At 44.6% G+C, this 16,426-nt stretch carries 14 protein-coding genes; 1 reads left to right on the top strand and 13 read right to left on the bottom strand.

Annotated features, from left to right (window positions below; all coding sequences use genetic code 11):
• Positions 1-2: 2 nt before the first annotated feature.
• The 7 genes from HXT30_RS01490 to aroC form a co-directional block, all read right to left on the bottom strand.
• A complete protein-coding gene (locus HXT30_RS01490; protein WP_162862663.1) occupies positions 3-992 on the bottom strand; it encodes an ABC transporter permease in 990 nt (329 codons plus the stop codon).
• A gap of 12 nt (positions 993-1,004) precedes the next feature.
• On the bottom strand, positions 1,005-1,931 hold the full coding sequence (locus HXT30_RS01485) for an ABC transporter permease (RefSeq protein WP_004114675.1): 927 nt from the start codon (positions 1,929-1,931) through the stop codon (positions 1,005-1,007).
• A gap of 232 nt (positions 1,932-2,163) precedes the next feature.
• On the bottom strand, positions 2,164-3,795 hold the full coding sequence (locus tag HXT30_RS01480) for a peptide ABC transporter substrate-binding protein (RefSeq protein WP_016797159.1): 1,632 nt from the start codon (positions 3,793-3,795) through the stop codon (positions 2,164-2,166).
• 551 nt (positions 3,796-4,346) lie between these two features.
• On the bottom strand, positions 4,347-6,014 hold the full coding sequence (locus HXT30_RS01475) for a CTP synthase (RefSeq protein ID WP_004131966.1): 1,668 nt from the start codon (positions 6,012-6,014) through the stop codon (positions 4,347-4,349).
• The gene (gene aroQ / locus HXT30_RS01470; RefSeq protein ID WP_422111814.1) at positions 6,007-6,489 is read right to left on the bottom strand and encodes a type II 3-dehydroquinate dehydratase; all 483 of its coding nucleotides are present in this window, start codon (positions 6,487-6,489) and stop codon (positions 6,007-6,009) included. The genes HXT30_RS01475 and aroQ overlap by 8 nt, the downstream gene beginning before the upstream one ends.
• Before the next feature lie 72 nt (positions 6,490-6,561).
• Positions 6,562-8,265 carry a bifunctional shikimate kinase/3-dehydroquinate synthase gene (locus tag HXT30_RS01465; RefSeq protein ID WP_422111662.1) on the bottom strand — a complete coding sequence of 568 codons (1,704 nt, stop codon included), beginning with the start codon at positions 8,263-8,265 and terminating at the stop codon, positions 6,562-6,564.
• Positions 8,262-9,449, bottom strand: a complete 1,188-nt coding sequence (gene aroC, locus HXT30_RS01460; RefSeq protein WP_422111661.1) for a chorismate synthase — start codon at positions 9,447-9,449, stop codon at positions 8,262-8,264. The genes HXT30_RS01465 and aroC overlap by 4 nt, the downstream gene beginning before the upstream one ends.
• Positions 9,450-9,658: 209 nt before the next feature.
• On the opposite strand from aroC, the gene HXT30_RS01455 reads away from it, so the two are divergent.
• Complete coding sequence (locus tag HXT30_RS01455; protein ID WP_415701089.1) at positions 9,659-10,162, top strand: peptidase A24; 504 nt, start codon at positions 9,659-9,661, stop codon at positions 10,160-10,162.
• A 257-nt stretch (positions 10,163-10,419) separates the two neighbouring features.
• On the opposite strand, the gene mltG is transcribed toward HXT30_RS01455, so the two are convergent.
• From mltG to HXT30_RS01425, 6 genes are all read right to left on the bottom strand, one after another.
• Positions 10,420-11,577: an endolytic transglycosylase MltG gene (gene mltG / locus HXT30_RS01450; RefSeq protein ID WP_422111660.1), complete on the bottom strand. Its 1,158-nt coding sequence runs from the start codon at positions 11,575-11,577 to the stop codon at positions 10,420-10,422.
• Complete coding sequence (ruvX, locus tag HXT30_RS01445; protein WP_422111659.1) at positions 11,570-12,088, bottom strand: Holliday junction resolvase RuvX; 519 nt, start codon at positions 12,086-12,088, stop codon at positions 11,570-11,572. The genes mltG and ruvX overlap by 8 nt, the downstream gene beginning before the upstream one ends.
• 62 nt (positions 12,089-12,150) lie before the next feature.
• Complete coding sequence (gene alaS / locus HXT30_RS01440; RefSeq protein ID WP_115756787.1) at positions 12,151-14,832, bottom strand: alanine--tRNA ligase; 2,682 nt, start codon at positions 14,830-14,832, stop codon at positions 12,151-12,153.
• 56 nt (positions 14,833-14,888) lie between these two features.
• Positions 14,889-15,167: a hypothetical protein gene (locus HXT30_RS01435; RefSeq protein ID WP_004574662.1), complete on the bottom strand. Its 279-nt coding sequence runs from the start codon at positions 15,165-15,167 to the stop codon at positions 14,889-14,891.
• Positions 15,167-15,601, bottom strand: a complete 435-nt coding sequence (locus HXT30_RS01430; RefSeq protein ID WP_422111658.1) for a DUF948 domain-containing protein — start codon at positions 15,599-15,601, stop codon at positions 15,167-15,169. Before HXT30_RS01430 ends, HXT30_RS01435 begins: the two co-directional genes overlap by 1 nt.
• A 119-nt stretch (positions 15,602-15,720) precedes the next feature.
• The gene (locus HXT30_RS01425; RefSeq protein ID WP_422111657.1) at positions 15,721-16,395 is read right to left on the bottom strand and encodes a histidine phosphatase family protein; all 675 of its coding nucleotides are present in this window, start codon (positions 16,393-16,395) and stop codon (positions 15,721-15,723) included.
• Between the last annotated feature and the right edge of the window lie 31 nt (positions 16,396-16,426).

Here is a 16,426-nt window from a genome sequence, read left to right as displayed (position 1 = left end):
ACTTACGCCTTACGGCTCTTTGGATCCAACGCATCTTTTACGGCGTCGCCCATCATAATAAAGGCGAGCACGGTAATGGCGAGCGCAATGGATGGATAGAACAAGACTTCTGGATTTGTAGTAAGAACATTTCTAGCGGTAGAAATATCTACACCCCAGCTAACTGTTGTTGTTGGCAAACCAATACCCAAGAAGCTAAGTGTTGCTTCCAAAACAATGTAAGAGCCGAGAGAAGTTGTACCTACAACAATGATTGGAGCCAGCGAGTTTGGAATAATGTGCTGGAACAAGTTTCGCATTGGAGTAGAACCTAAAGCGGTAGATGCTGTGTTAAATTCAAGATTCTTGGATTCCATAACAGCACTTCTTGCGATTCGAGCAACGCCTACCCATCCAAAGAGAACCATAACAAACACGATTTTCCAAATCGACTTAGACGTACGGAACATTTGCAAAACTACGATTGCACCTAGCAGCATTGGCAAAGCCAAGAAGATATCGGTGATTCGGCTAAGAACCGCATCAATCCATCCTCCAAAGAATCCAGCCAAAGCTCCAATTAGCGAACCAACTAACACTACTAAAGCCGTTGCTAGCAAGCCAACGCTTAAAGATGTACGTGTTCCATATACAACTCGAGCATAAATATCGCATCCTTGCATGTCGAATCCAAACGGATGCGCAGCAGAAGCTGGCTCAAGCGAGTGCTCCAAAACACAGTAATTAGGATTGTGCTTTGTGAGAGCGCCTGGGAAGAGCGCAACAAAAATAATCGCAATAATCAAAATTGCAGAAACAATAAACAATGGATTTCTGCGCAAAGATCGCCAAGCATCAGCCCACATGCTTGTAGCTGGAGCGGATTCGTCTACAGAATCAACTTCTTGAAGAGGCGTATCGTCAAGAGGAGCAACATAGCGTTCCTGACCTGGCAATGTATTGTAATTTGCATTATTTTTAATCAAATTATCTTCCATCAAATTATCTTCCATAATGTGCTCTCCTTACGCGTAACGAATGCGCGGATCTAGAGCCGCGTACAACATGTCAACAAGAAGATTGCTGACTACAAATATCAACATAAGAAGCGTAACTATAGAAACAACAAGGTTTCCTTCTCCCTTTAGAATTCCCTGATATGTAAGGAATCCAACGCCATGAATGTTGAAGATTGTTTCCGAAATCATTGCGCCGCCCATAAGAGCGCCCAAATCTTGACCTAAGAATGTAACAACAGGAATAAGCGAGTTACGCAAAATGTGTCGAACAATAACGGAGCCTTCTTTTAAGCCCTTTGCACGAGCCGTGCGCACGTAATCAAGCGATATGTTTGACGAAATTTCCGACCTTGTAAGTCGAATAATATACGCCATTGAAACGGATCCAAGAACTATTGCAGGAAGAAGAAGATCGTAGAATCCAGGATCATTGCTTGCAGTAACAGGCATAATATGCCACTTAACACCAAACAAATATTGGCCAATAAAGCCAGTAACAAATGTTGGCACAGAAATAAGAAGAAGTGATACAACCAGGATTACGCTGTCGTACCACTTTCCTTTCTTTAAGCCAGAGATTATACCGAAAGCTACGCCGAACAAGGCTTCAAAAGCGAACGCCATCAACGCAAGCTTAATGGTTACAGGGAATGCGCGGCCAATCTCGTCAATTACTGGCTGGCCAGCAAAAGTATGACCAAAATCAAGAGTAAGCGCATTCTTTAAGAACAACAAATATTGAATAATAAATGGCTTATCCAAGTTATACTCGGCACGAATTTGCGCTTCTACAGCATGGTTAATTGGCTTATCGCCAAACATTGCTTTTACTGGATCTCCAGGCAAAGCAAACACCAAAGCGTATACCAACAATGTTGTGCCGAGAACCACAGGAATCATCTGCAAAACGCGGCGCAGAACATATTTACCCATTGGTTTCTCCTTATATATTTACTTAAAAATTCGCATAGCACACACCCAACTTGTGGCTTGCATATTGATTTAACCCAACCTAAGTAAAAACACAAAGTGCTGCCTCGAACAGCGGATAGAATTTTGTAATTTTATTCGCCATTCGAAGGCAGCAGCACGTTTTTACATGCTATTTAATTATGGTTTATTTTTTAATAGCTACTTGATTTTAATAGCTACTTGATTTTGATCTTTACTTGTGGAGCTTGTAGTAAAGTGGCATATTCTGCCAATCCATTACAAAGCCCTTCAAGCTTGGAACCATAACAGCCTTGGCGTTCGAGTAGAACAGTGGGACGTATGGAAGATCCTCAAGAAGAATCTCGTTAGCCTGCTGATAAAGCTTAGTTGCCTCAGCTTGCTTAGAAGAAGAAGCCTTCTTAAGCAAAGCATCGAACTTAGGATTCTTGTAATCAGCTTCGTTAGAACCATTGCCATCTGCAGCAACGGAAGCAAATTCCTGAGTCAAGTAGTTTTCTGGGCTTGGGTAATCTGGCATCCAGCCTGCACGCCATGCACCCTTAACCTGACGCTGTTCGCACGCGTTACGGAACTCTTGGAATGTTGGAACTGGAGTTGTTTCGGCATTAATTCCAAGATGATTCTTGAGGGAGTTTACAACTGCGTCGAACACAGACTTAGCGTTGCCATCGGCGTTGTAAGTAAAGGTAAGAGGACCATCATACTTAGAGATCTTATCTGCCTTTGCCCAAAGTTCCTTAGCCTTTGCGGCATTAAACTTAAGGTTTTCGTGTCCCTTAAGATCTGCCTTGTAGCCTGGAGTCAAAGGAGAAGTGAACTCGTTTGCAGGAGATGCAGTGTTGTTAAGAACCTTCTTGATGATGGTTTCACGGTCGATTGCCATAGAAACAGCTTGACGACGCAAGCGGCCTTCTTCGGTAGTTACATCGAAGTGTGGCAATTTTGCAGGAATACCAAACTGCTGGATTACAGAACCTGGACGGTTGTATGCCTTAACAGTGGTGTCCTTTTGGAAAGTCTTTGTTTCAGTATCTGGAATATTATCCGTCATATCAAGATTGCCAGACTGAACATCGCGGTAAGCAGCGGTGCCGTCGGTGTAAATCTTAAAGGTAACTCCGTCATTCTGAGCCTTGCGTGGGCCATCATAATCTGGGTTCTTTACAACTTCAATCTGCTTGTTGTGATCCCAAGACTTAAAGAGGTATGGACCAGAAGAAACTGGCTTTTCGCCATAAGCCTTTGGATTCTTGTAGAAGGATTCTGGAAGAGGAGCGAATGCAAGGTAACCAACCTTAATAGCAAACACAGAATCTGGCTGGTTCAAATCAACAGTAAAGGTGTACTTATCTACAACCTTTAAGCCAGAAAGCTGCTCGTCGCCCTTAGTGTCATTCTTCTGCAAGTCTTCGTAGCCCTTAATGGTCTGGAAGAAGGAAGAGCACTTCTGAGCATTCTTAGCGTTTGCTACAAAGCTCCAAGCCTTAGTAAAGCTTTCTGCGGTGATTGGAGTGCCATCGCTGAACTTCTTATCTTTTTTAAGCTTAACGGTGTATTGGGTTGCATCGGCGTTTGGAGTTACGCTCTCGGCATCTTCGTTTACCGTGTTGCCCTTTTCATCAAAAGTGACCAACGTGGAGTTGACCAATACAGCAGGACGAGCACCAGCATTCTCGTTAATGTTTCCTGGAACAAGCTCGTTCTGAGGCTCGGAGTCGTTTACGGTAATAACAACCTTGCCACCATTTGTTTGAGCGGTCTTCGAGGCAGAAGAACCGCATCCACCGAGCAGCATAGCAACCGAGCACGCGGCTGCGGCAAAAAGTAATGCCTTATTCTTCATATGTTTTCTCCTAACGTTGGGTATGGCAGGATTCCATTAATTATCACGAAAAAGTCTCATTACAAGCTTTGCAAAGCCTTTACGCTTTACAGGCTCTATAGGCTTAATAAATAAAATCCACCTAGTATTTATTGCCAGATGGATTCTTTGCAAAGCCAATAAGGAGGCCTCTTCGTTGATTAAAATTCAATCATACGGATTTTATTAAACAACGCAAGCTCAAAGTCTAAATGTAAAATTTACTGTTATTTTGTATATAAACAGTAAAAACAACTATTGTAATAGAAAAATATTAGATTAAATCGTATTCTATGCGATATTTTGCCAAGTCTTTTACATCTGCAGTGATATTACAAAAATGTAAATTTGCATCTGGAATATGTAACAATCATGTTAAACGATGCAAAATATGCAACAAGATGATTAAGTACTAATCAAAATAAAAAGTGGTGTAAAATCGCACCCAAAGTCACGAGTTTACACCACTTAATAATTTAAGTCAAGTAGATAATCGAATCTAGTCAACTAGTTTGATTACTAGTTTGATTAAATCACTTAGCGTTATTTGTTTGATGCTCAAGAGCAGCCGCCACTAATCCAGCAAACAAAGGATGAGGCTTAGTTGGACGAGACTTAAACTCTGGATGAGCTTGAGTTGCAACATAGAATGGGTGAACACTCTTTGGAAGCTCCACAAACTCAGTCAAATTACCGTCTGGGCTTTGGCCGCTAATACGCAAGCCAGCTTCGCGCAAACGATCTTTATACGCCACGTTCACTTCGTAACGGTGACGATGACGCTCGGTAACATGCGTAGAGCCGTAAAGCTCAGCAACAATAGAGCCTTCTTCAAGAGTTGCAGGATAAGAGCCGAGTCGCATTGTGTGACCCATATCTCCCTTGCCAGCAACAATATCTTTTTGCTCTTCCATAGTTGCGATTACTGGATCTCCACAATCCTTCTCAAACTCTGTGGAATTAGCGTCTTCAAGCCCAAGCACGTGACGAGCATACTCAATAACCATAGATTGCAAGCCAAGGCAAAGACCAAGCGTTGGCAAGCCATGCTCGCGAGCGTAACGGAGCGCACCAATCTTACCTTCAATGCCACGAATGCCGAAGCCGCCTGGAATGACCATGCCGTCCATTTGGTCGAGAGCTGCAGCAGCACCTTCTTGCGTTTCGCACTTATCAGCAGCAACCCATCGCACGTTTACCTTAGCCCAGTTTGCAAAACCGCCAGCCTTAATGGCCTCCGTAACGGAAAGATACGCATCTGGTAAATCAATGTACTTTCCAACAATTGCAATGTTTAGCTCATGCTTTGGATGATGAACGCGCTCAAGCAAATCTTCCCACTCGTTCCAATCAACATCGTGGAATGGAAGCTCAAGCTCGCGCACAACGTAAGCATCCAAGCCCTCGTTGAACAAAATCTTTGGAACATCGTAAATGCTTGGAGCATCCACGCAATTCACAACGCCTTCTGCATCAACATCGCACATAAGCGAAATCTTGTCTTTAATGCCTTGATTAAGAGGGCGATCTGAACGCAAAACAAGCGCGTCTGGAGAAATACCAAGAGAGCGAAGCATCATTACGGAATGTTGAGTTGGCTTAGTCTTCAACTCATGAGCTGCAGCAATATAAGGCACCAAAGAAACGTGCACAAACATGCAATTTTCTGGACCTAAATCGCGGCGAACTTCGCGAGCAGCCTCCAAGAATGGCTGCGACTCAATATCTCCAACAGTACCGCCGATTTCCGTAATAATAACGTCTACATCGTCGCTGGCTTGAGCGCGCATACGCGACTTAATCTCGCCAGTAATGTGTGGAATAACTTGCACACACTGACCCAAATACTCGCCAGCGCGCTCTTTTCTAAGCACGGATTGATAAATCTGGCCAGTTGTAACATTTGCTTTTTGACTTAAGAAAACATCAAGGAATCGCTCGTAGTGACCAATATCAAGATCTGTTTCTGCGCCATCTTCTGTAACGTAAACCTCACCATGTTGGAATGGGTTCATTGTGCCTGGGTCAACATTGATGTAAGGATCAAGTTTTTGTTGCAAAACGTGAAGACCGCGGCTTCGCAAAAGCCTACCTAAAGACGATGCAGTAAGACCTTTTCCGAGGGACGAAACAACGCCACCAGTAACAAAAATATGCTTTGTAATATGCTCCTGAGAGTTACCATGTTTTCTTCTAACCATGGAACTCCATAGTATCTTCGAGCCTCGACTCGGGTGTTAAACAATGAGCAACAGCTTCTAGCGCAAGCTTGTAACCGTACAGCCCCATGCCTGTAATAGTGCCAGTTGCAACAGCGCTAATAACGCTAATTTTACGAAAAGCATCGCGCGCAGAAGGATTAGAAATATGCACTTCCACTAGTGGCACTCCAGCATCCAAAACCATGTGAGCAGCATCCGCGAGCGCATAACTATAGTGCGTAAAAGCAGCAGGATTCATAACAACAGGAGTATGCGTATCAGCTGCTTCGTGCATCCAGTGCACCATTTGTGCTTCGTCGTCACTTTGACGCACTTCTACTTGCAAGTTAAGCTCTTGCGCCCACTTTTTGCAAAGCAAGCACAGTTCTTCAAAATCTTGATTGCCATAAACGTCTGGCTGGCGAACGCCTAATCGCCCCAAATTTGGGCCATTTACTACCAAAACTTTGCGCATATTTATAGCGTTTTTTGAATTTTCTGAATTTTGCGCGTTTTCTACATCTACCATTTCTGCATCTACCATTTTCTAGCCTCTAATCTTATTAAATGCTTCGCGAATCGCCTCCAGCGGCGGATTATCTAAGTGAATCGGGTTTCCAATCCCGTCTAAAACAACAAATCGCAAGGTGTTGCCTCTAGCTTTTTTATCTTTATGCATCAAATCAAGAACCTTGGCAAAAGCATCATCATTACTGCCGCCTCCATTCCAAGATATTGGCAATCCAAGTGATTTCAAAAGCGAACGATGATACTCAACGTCTTCTGGACTTAAATAGCCCAAAATTTGCGCAAGCTCCGCCGCAAAAACCATTCCAACGGCAACAGCATTTCCGTGACGCCAAGAAAAATGCTCGATTTGCTCAATTGCATGCCCAAGAGTGTGGCCGTAGTTCAAAAACTCGCGCAAACCTTGCTCTTTTAAGTCGTTAGAAACGTGGTACGCCTTAACGCGCACGCTTTTTTCTATTAAATCGCAAACCATATTGTTCAAGTGTGAATCGCTTAAAACAGAAGAGCCATCGAGAGTGCGTAATTTGCTAGCATTTTGCGGATTTTCCAGAATTTTTAGGATGCTTGTATCGCCAATAAACCCTGATTTTGCAACCTCTCCTAAGCCTTCAACAAAAATATCGTTATTGAGAGTAGAAAACGCGCAAGTATCTGCCAAAACACCTGCAGGCGTGTAAAAACTACCAACCAAATTCTTGCCAAATGCAGTATTTACGCCAGTTTTTCCGCCAGTCGAAGCATCTACCATAGCAAGAAGCGAAGTTGGGCAATTTACGTAGCGGATTCCGCGCATCCAAGTAGATGCAACGAATCCAGCCAAATCTGTGGCTGCTCCACCACCCAAGCCAACAATCGCATCCGAACGCGTAAAACCAGCATTTGCAAGATGCGACCATACAAAATCCGCAACCTTAACGGTTTTGCCAGCCTCTGCGTCTGGAATAAGAATGTCGAAAACATCGTAGCCAGCAGCGCGCAAAATAGCTCTTGCTTTATCGCTATGCCTTTGAACAGGCTGAGTATGAATCAAAGCTACTCGAACAGGCTCTTTTCCAAGCATTTGCGGCAAAAGACTCATAGCACCAGCGCCAATATGAACATTATAGTCTTCAATATCTTTGCCACTTACATGCACAATTCGTTGCATAATCATATCTTTCAGCTTTCTTGCGGCAGGTTTTGGCGTTAATTCATAAACGCGAGCGTGCAAATTCGCTACTTTACAAAACACGGGGTCTCTTTTAGCAAACAAATCCAACCACCGTTTTGCTCCGTCTTTGCCGCTTAGCATAGGGCGATTTGAATTCCAGCTTACGCGCTCAATTGCATCGTTTGGATCCACTTGCAAGTAAACAACGCGGCCGCCGAGTTTTGTATATTTTTTTAAGACTTCTTGCGTTTGTGGGCGCATTGGAGAGCCACCGCCGAGGGCGATTATTGGGGCGGATTGCTCAGAATCTGCAAAAATAGCATCTCTAACAATTTGAGCTTCAATATCTCTAAAAGACTCTTCGCCAAAATCCTTAAAATATTGGCTAATCGGCATATTGATTTTTTGCTCAATTAAATCGTCTGTATCTATAAAAGGAACATTCAAAATATGCGCTAATTCCTTGCCAACACGTGTTTTTCCAGCTGCAGGCATGCCGATTATAACAGCTAACGGCATTTTGTATTTAGGCACACCGTGAGTGGAACTTTGCAAAGATTCTTCGCTCATCTCATATTCTCTTTCCAAGATTGAACGTAACTCTTAGCATTCCTAGCAGTTTCTTCTAGTGAATCTCCACCAAACTTTTCTAACGCATACTTTGCAAGCGTTAACCGAACCATTGCCTCTGCAACTACAGAAGCAGCTGGAACTGCCGTAAAATCGGAGCGCTGATTAATCGCTTGAGCTGGCTGGCCAGTAAGCACATCTACCGTTCGCAAAGCACGCGGAATAGACGGAATTGGCTTCATTGCTGCGCGCACGCGAATTGTCTCTCCATTTGACATTCCGCCTTCAATTCCTCCAGCACGATTGCTAAGGCGCGCAATGTTGCCATCTTCGCCTGTTACGATTTCGTCGTGAGCGGACGAGCCAGGGCGATTTGCTTCTTCAAAACCGTCTCCAATTTCCACGCCTTTAATAGCCTGGATTCCCATAAGCGCCGCCGCCAGCGCCGCATCCAATCGGCGATCCGACTCAACATAAGTTCCAACTCCAGCAGGCATGCCGTAAGCCAAAACCTCTACAACACCGCCAAGCGTATCCGCATTGGCTTTTGCTTCATCAATGCGAGCAACCATTCGCGCTTCGGCATCTTTATCTAGAGTACGAACAGGCGAAGCATCCAACGCCTCAATATCATCTGGTGTTGGCAGGGCTAAACTTTTGCTTACATATTCGCCGCCGATCCCAACAACGTGCGCAACTGTGCGCACGCCCAACGCCTGCTGCAAAAACGCATCAGCCACAGCGCCTAAAGCTACGCGAGAAGCCGTTTCCCTGGCACTCGAACGCTCCAAAACCTCGCGCGCGTCACTAAAACCGTATTTACGCATGCCTGTTAAATCCGCATGGCCTGGGCGAGGCCTAGAAAGAGGCGCGTTACGGCCTTCTTTTGGCAAATCATGGTCTAGCGGATCTGCACTCATCACTTCAACCCACTTTGGCCACTCGCTATTTGCGATTTCGATTGCAATTGGAGACCCAAGAGTAACACCGTGGCGAACGCCTGTAAGCAAACGCACTTTGTCTTGCTCAAACTTCATTCGCGCTCCGCGACCATATCCAAGTCGTCTACGCGCAAGAGCCGAAACAATGTCTGCGCTAGTAATCTTAACTCCTGCTGGAATGCCTTCAATCATTGCCACCAGCGCTTCACCATGCGACTCCCCTGCCGTTTGCCATCTAAGCATGCCTTCTCCAATCGCGTTGTGCGTTATATTTATTGTTATACTTCTTGCACTTAATACTGTTCTTTATTTTAAATCAATACTCGATTCTAAATCTGTATTCTACTAACCACTAAGTATTGCTCACAATCCACGCAATCAATCACACAAGCCTTTAACCACATTGAGCAAAATTTGTTGCAATGCAATTTTCGCTTATTTAGCATAATCAAATGAGTCAGTTTATTATTGTGTGTTTATTTGCAACGCCAACGCTTGTATGCACGATTGCACTGTGCGCAACGGATTTAATTATCCGCGTTGTGCCTAGACTTTGGGTTGTGCTAGCTGCTTTTGCACAATCTGCAGCGAACCTTATTTTTTCGCTGATTACTTTTCATAATGTTAATTTTCTTTTGCGTGGATGGCTTTGCGCAGTAACAGTTTTTGCATTCTACGTTTTGGTGCAAAAACTTTGCGTGCGCGGAACACTCGGATTTGGCGACGTTACGTGCGCTTCTATGATTGCTCAAGCTTTGGCGCTATTTGGATTCAGCTGCATAATCTACTGGTTTGCATTAGTTGGAATATTTGGATTAATTTGGATTTTAGTGTGGAAAATCTACTCTAAAGTCTGCTGTCGATTTTTCCGCGAGCATCTTGTGCAAAATAAACAAAATAAAATCCCGTTCGTACCCGTATTAGCTGCATCTGCAATCATCGCTGTTATGCTTTGAACTTTTTGCTGCGATTTTATAGCGTTAAGTAAGGTGGAGATTCGAGATTTTTCGCCCTGAATGAGATGTTTCGTTCGCGCGGTCTACGCGCGCGAACGTCTTCGCCGCGCAGAAGCAGTGCTTCTGCCTGAGCGGCTCAGCGAATCGAGGTGCATTCGCGCGCTACGCTTTAAGCGCTCATGCAAGTCGATTCGCTCATACAACAGTAAATAGGAGAATCGCGCAACACCAAAAAGAGAAGCACGTTATACCAAAGCTTAGTTGGCGTTTTCGTTGGAACGCTTATACTCGTCGCGGATCTTTAAGAAATCGTCGTAGTTATCCGCAAACTTAGTTTCGCCTGTCTTTAAGTTGGTTGTAACAAAATAAATCCATGAACCATTCGCTGGATTAAGAGACGCCAAAATCGCGTTATCTCCAGGAATGCTTATAGGAGTAGGCGGCAGCCCCTTGTGAATCCTAGTGTTGTACGGGTTGCTTGCATCGTCTAGCTGCGATTGCGTAAGGTTAATCGCCTTAATCCCAATGCCGTACGCAACCGTAGTATCCATTCCCAAAGGCATGTCTTTAGCTAAACGATTTAAGATTACGCGCGAAACTTTGCCGTAGTATTCGCGATTATTGACTTCTGCTTCTGCAATGGAAGCAATTTTAAGAACTTTTTGACGCAAATCACCCTTAGGAACGCCTAGGGAATCAAGCTTTTTAACGCGCTTATCTACCATTTTTGCCAGTATCTTGTTAGCAGACTTCATGGATTTTACGTTATAAACTCCAGGCTCCAACCATCCTTCAAAGCTTCCGCACGCTTCTGGCGGCAAGATCCCCGCTCCGTCCGCTTTTTGAATCGCGTTAAATTGAGCAATGTCAATTCCCGAGATTTGTGCAGCCTTGCGAATAACCTCCGTTGCGCGCTCCCCTGCTTTAACGTCTAAGAATCCACCAGCCTTGCTTTGGTCGGAAAGAATTTCCACTACGTCCATTGAATTCATGTGTTTTTTAAGCGCGTAAATTCCTGGGTACAAAATCTTGTTATTTGCTGCAACAATATTAGAAAAAGTGGATTGCGACTTTACAACCTGCGCCTTAACAAGGTTATTTCCCACTTCTACAGATCCTTGACCTGGTTCAATCGTAAATTCAACGAACCCACTTCCAGGACCTGGCCAGTCTTCCATTATTGACGACTGACTATTGTTTCTTACATAAACCGCAACGCGATATAAGCCGTATCCAACAACAAATAGCAACGCAAAAACTAGTGCAAGAATGAATGCAACTATACGATTTCTTTTACTTTTGCGATTTCTACGCGCATTTCTTGCTTTTCGCGATTTTGGCGGAACAGGTGGCTTGGATGAATCGTGACTCCATTTAGCGTTTTGATTGAAAAAATCGTCTATATTCTCACTCATTAAACGCTTCCTTTCTGATGGAGTCACTTTGCGAGTCGCCTTTTACATTTTTGCAAGCATTTCTGTAATCGTCAATCGCAGATTGCAAAATCAATACTGCCGATTGCTGATCAACCATTGGACGATGCTTTTTAGTGGAAAAATCAGCATCTAACAATTGCCTATGAGCAGTAACTGTTGTTAGTCGCTCGTCATTAAAAACGATTTCTGGAATAAAATCAAGCGACCAATCGCCATAATCAAAAAGCGATTTAATGCGCTTGGCTAAATTAGCACCCCATCTGCGCGCTTTTTTGGCAGACTTTCCTTCAGATCCGTCTAATTGCAAAGGCAAACCAACTACGACTCGGCTCACACTATTGTCTTCTATAACGTTAATAACGTCTTCAATCGCATTAAACGAGTCGCCATAGGCTTGAATATTACCGATTGGGTGAGCAAAAGTCAGCTCAGGGTCGGACTTAGAAAGCCCAACCCTGGCATCTCCTAAATCAACGCCAAGCCAAATCATACGAAAACTCAACTTATTAATTTGGCTCGAGTGTTAAACATCTTAAACATTTAACCTTTTGACTATAGCTTCAAAACTTCGGCTTTCACAGCCTCGAGTGCTTCATCAATCTTAGAAGAATCCGCACCGCCACCTTGAGCAAAGTCTGGCTTGCCGCCACCGCCGCCGCCAAGAACCTTGGAAGCTGTACGCACCAAGTCGCCAGCCTTAGCGCCAGCCGAGCGAGCTGCATCGTTAGTAGCAACAGCAACCATTGGCTTATCGCTCTCGTTTACACCGCACAACGCAACAACTACTGGCGAATCTTCGCCCAAGCGAGAACGAACGTCAAGAACAGTCTTGCGCAAAGCGTCGAAGGAACCGAAGTTTCCAACATTCTTTACAGCAAGCTTAATCTTTGAGCTGCTTTGCTTAGCCGATTCAACTAATTCTGGAACAGCCTCATTAAGCTGCGATTCGTAAACAGAAGCAAGCTTGCGATCGGAATCCTTCATCTTGTTAAGCAAAGACTCTAAACGCTCAGCCAACTCGTCTGGACGAGCGTTAACCATGTCTGCAAGTTGCGCAACCAAAGCATGCTCGCGAGCGCCATATTCGTACGCTTCTTCGCCGCAAAGCGCGTCGATTCTGCGTACGCCAGAGCCAATAGAAGACTCAGAAAGTATTGTAACCATACCAATCTTGCCAGTGCTCTTAGCATGAGTACCGCCACAAAGCTCGCGGCTCCAGCCGTCGCCAATCTCTACAACGCGAACAATATCGCCATACTTTTCGCCGAACAAGTGCATTGCTCCAAGCTTGAAAGCGTCGTCAATTGGCATTTCTTTTGGAACAACTTGCAAGTCTTCGCGAATGCGCTCGTTTACGCGAGCTTCTACGCGCAACAACGCATCTTTATCAACAGCCTTTGGCCATTGGAAGTCAAAGCGCAAACGGTCTGGATCTACTACAGAACCGCGCTGAGTTGCCTGCGGACCAAGCTCCTCACGCAAAGCCTTGTGAAGAGTGTGTGTAGCAGTGTGGCTTCGAGCCAAAGCAGCACGGCGCACCTGATCAATATTTGTGTTCACTGGAGCACCAACACTAAGAGTTCCTTCAGTAAGTCGGCAGCTGTGAACAATCAAATCCTTGATTGGTCGCTGAACATCGTCAACCTCCAAAATTGCGCCGTCATCGGAAATAATCTCACCCTGATCCGCAATCTGGCCACCGCGCTCAGCGTAGAACGGCGTGCGATCAAGAATAACTTCAACGTTTGCAGGAGCGCTAACGCTTTTAACGGAGCCTTTACCTGCCTCAACAATCGCCAAAACGTTGGAACGGCTGGAAAAGTCTGTGTAACCGAGGAAGTCGATTGGCTTTTCGAGTGCCTTCTTAATGTCGTCGTAAACGCTAACGTCTACATTGTGACGCTTCTTCAAAGCATCCGCACGAGCGCGACCCTTCTGCTCGCTCATAAGCTCGCGGAACTTAGCTTCATCAACCTTAACACCCTGCTCAGCAGCCATCTCTAGAGTCAACTCAATTGGGAAGCCGTAAGTATCGTGCAAAGTGAATGCGTCGGAGCCGCCAACAATAGGGTCATCCTTGTGTTCCTTCTTGGCTTTTTCAACAGCCAAGTCAAGAATAGTCGTACCCTTTTCTAGAGTGCGGCGGAACGCATCTTCCTCACCGTATGCAGCTTCGCTAACCTCGTGGAAAGTGTTATTAAGCTCTGGGTAGCTTGGTTCCATAGCGCCCTTAGAAACTGGGAACAAGGTTGGCAAAACTGGGTCTTGCACGCCAAGCATGCGCATTGCGCGAACAGTTCTGCGAAGAAGACGACGAAGCACGTATCCGCGGCCAACGTTGCTTGGACGCACGCCATCGCTCATAATCATCAAAGCGGAACGCACGTGATCTGCCACAACGCGGAAACGAACATCCGCATCGGCGTTACTGCCGTACTTTACGCCGCTAAGCTTTTCTGCAGCTTCAATAACTGGATAAACTTCGTCAGTCTCGTAAATGTTTTCTTTGCCTTGCATAAGGTAAGCCAAACGCTCCAAACCAGCGCCTGTATCAATATTCTTTTGATCAAGCTCACCAACAATGTGCAAATCAGTCTTAGACTTTACGTTGTCTACCTGGAAGTTCTCAAAAACCAAATCCCAAATCTCAATAAAACGAGATTCGTCGGCAGCAGGACCGCCATCCTTACCATATTCTGGGCCGCGATCAACGTAAATCTCGGAGCATGGGCCGCCAGGGCCAGGGCCACCAGTAGTCCAGAAGTTATCTTCCATGCCAAAAACTTGCATGTGCTCTGGGTCGAAGCCCTCATTCTTCCAAATTGCGCGAGCTTCGTCGTCGTCGGTATAAGTAGTAACCCAAAGTTTTTCTGGGTCAAAACCATAGCCGCCCTTATCTTGCGGAGTTGTTAAAAGCTCCCAAGCGTAGTGGATTGCTTCTTCCTTAAAATAATCACCAAAGCTAAAGTTACCAACCATTTGGAAGAAGGTGCCGTGACGAGTTGTTTTACCAACTTCGTCAATATCGAGCGTACGCACGCACTTTTGATTAGACGCCATTCTGCGAGAAGGAGGCGTTTGCTCTCCCAAAAGATAAGGTATGAATGGAACCATGCCTGCAATCGTGAAAAGCGTCGTTGGATTTGGAGAAATCAGCGATGCAGAAGGCACAACCATATGGCCATTCTTGGCAAAATAATCAAGATAACGCTTTGCAATTTCTGCTGTGCGCATGGGTACGAACTCCTTTTTATTTATTTATTTAGACTTAGTATAAGACTACTTAGTAACTACTTAGTATAAGACTTATTTGTAAACGAATCGTCACGCTTATCGGCATACTTACTAGCATACTTAGAGTTAATCTGCGACTCGTGGGCTTTTCTGCTGGAATTAAAATCATTGTACAAAGACAAAATCGTGCTTAAAGTAAGATTTTTTGGATCTTTATCGAAGAAGAAATTCCTAGCGTTTTGTGGTAACTTTTCCTTAACGTACGCGCGAGCTTTTGTAACAGACATAACTCCCATTACAAAACCGATGCAAATCCAAAATAAACGCTTAAACATCACTCCCCCTTAGGCGTAAACGACTCGCCAGAATTTGCCGCATGCCTAGCGGAAGATTCTGCAGCATCCGTTGGAACAGTAGCCTTATTAAAGAACGCATTAAAAGTGTCTTTAAGCGCGTAGCAAGCAGATGCAATTTTAACAACTGGCTTTCCAAGAAAAGCGCCATACAAATCCGTAAGAGCGCCAACATTTGTAGCGGTAGTGCGAGCAGCATCTGTAACAGCATTAACGTCTTCAAGGGTTTTGTTCACTTGTTTTACTGTGGTAACAGATTCGTCGATAGCAGGAAAAGCGTGCTCGCCCGATTCCTTAACAGTTTGAGAAATCTGATTGAACATTTTACCCAGCCGAATAAGCGGATAAATCATAAATCCCGAAAGCACCGCAAACGAAATCGCTGCAATAAGAGCAGCAATGTCTCCAACGCTCATCGTAACCTCTTTCCTGCTGTTTTACACACGACTACCCACGCAATGTATTAAAAGATTAACGAAGAGTCAAGACTCTTTTTGTAAATTTAGCGAACATTTTTTGCGCAAACTAATCGTATTTACTCGTTATAGCCCTTAATTGTTATAGCTTGATCAATCGGCTCTGCTGTGTTGAAATCAAGGCGAGTTACACTTCCATTTTGCGGGCGCTCACTCAAATCGTAGCCAGCAGGGGCAAAACGATGCATAAGGCTTAAAAGCGTGTTTCCGTGGGAGATTTGCAAAACGTTGTCTCCATCTTTTAACGCTGGATTGCTTGCGATTATTTTGAAACCGCCTTCAACGCGCTTCCAATATTCAATATCTGACTCTGCATCGTGGAATGGGTCGGCCTCTTTAAGCATGTCTCGAGTTGCAGCAAGACCAAATTTTTCAACGATTTCGTTATACGTTTTTGCTCCATGAGGAGCGCCTGCAGCCCACCAAGCCATATTCATATCTTGGCCTTCAAAATAGCCGTAGCATTGTTCGCGAAAATGCATATCGCTTACAAGATGCGGACGAGCGTTAGTGTGCTTTTCGTTTTCGCTTAAAATACGCTCAGCTGTGATTTGCGCGCGAGTTGTATCGGAGCAATATGCGGCAGCAAAAACAATGTTCTTAAGCTTTTGAGCCGCTAAATCGGCGTCTTTAAGCCCTTTTGGAGTTAGTGGAGAATTGCTCCATCCTTGCAAGCGATTGTAGCAATTAAACATGGTTTGGCCATGACGAACTAAATAAAGATGCAACAACATAACTTAATCATCTCACTTTTTAAGTAAAACG

The organism is Gardnerella sp. DNF00571G, from assembly GCF_049262695.1.
GTDB classification, from domain to species: Bacteria; Actinomycetota; Actinomycetes; order Actinomycetales; family Bifidobacteriaceae; genus Bifidobacterium; species Bifidobacterium piotii.
Note: the sequence above shows the minus strand (reverse complement) of the source record. Positions and strands in the feature narration are given on the sequence as shown.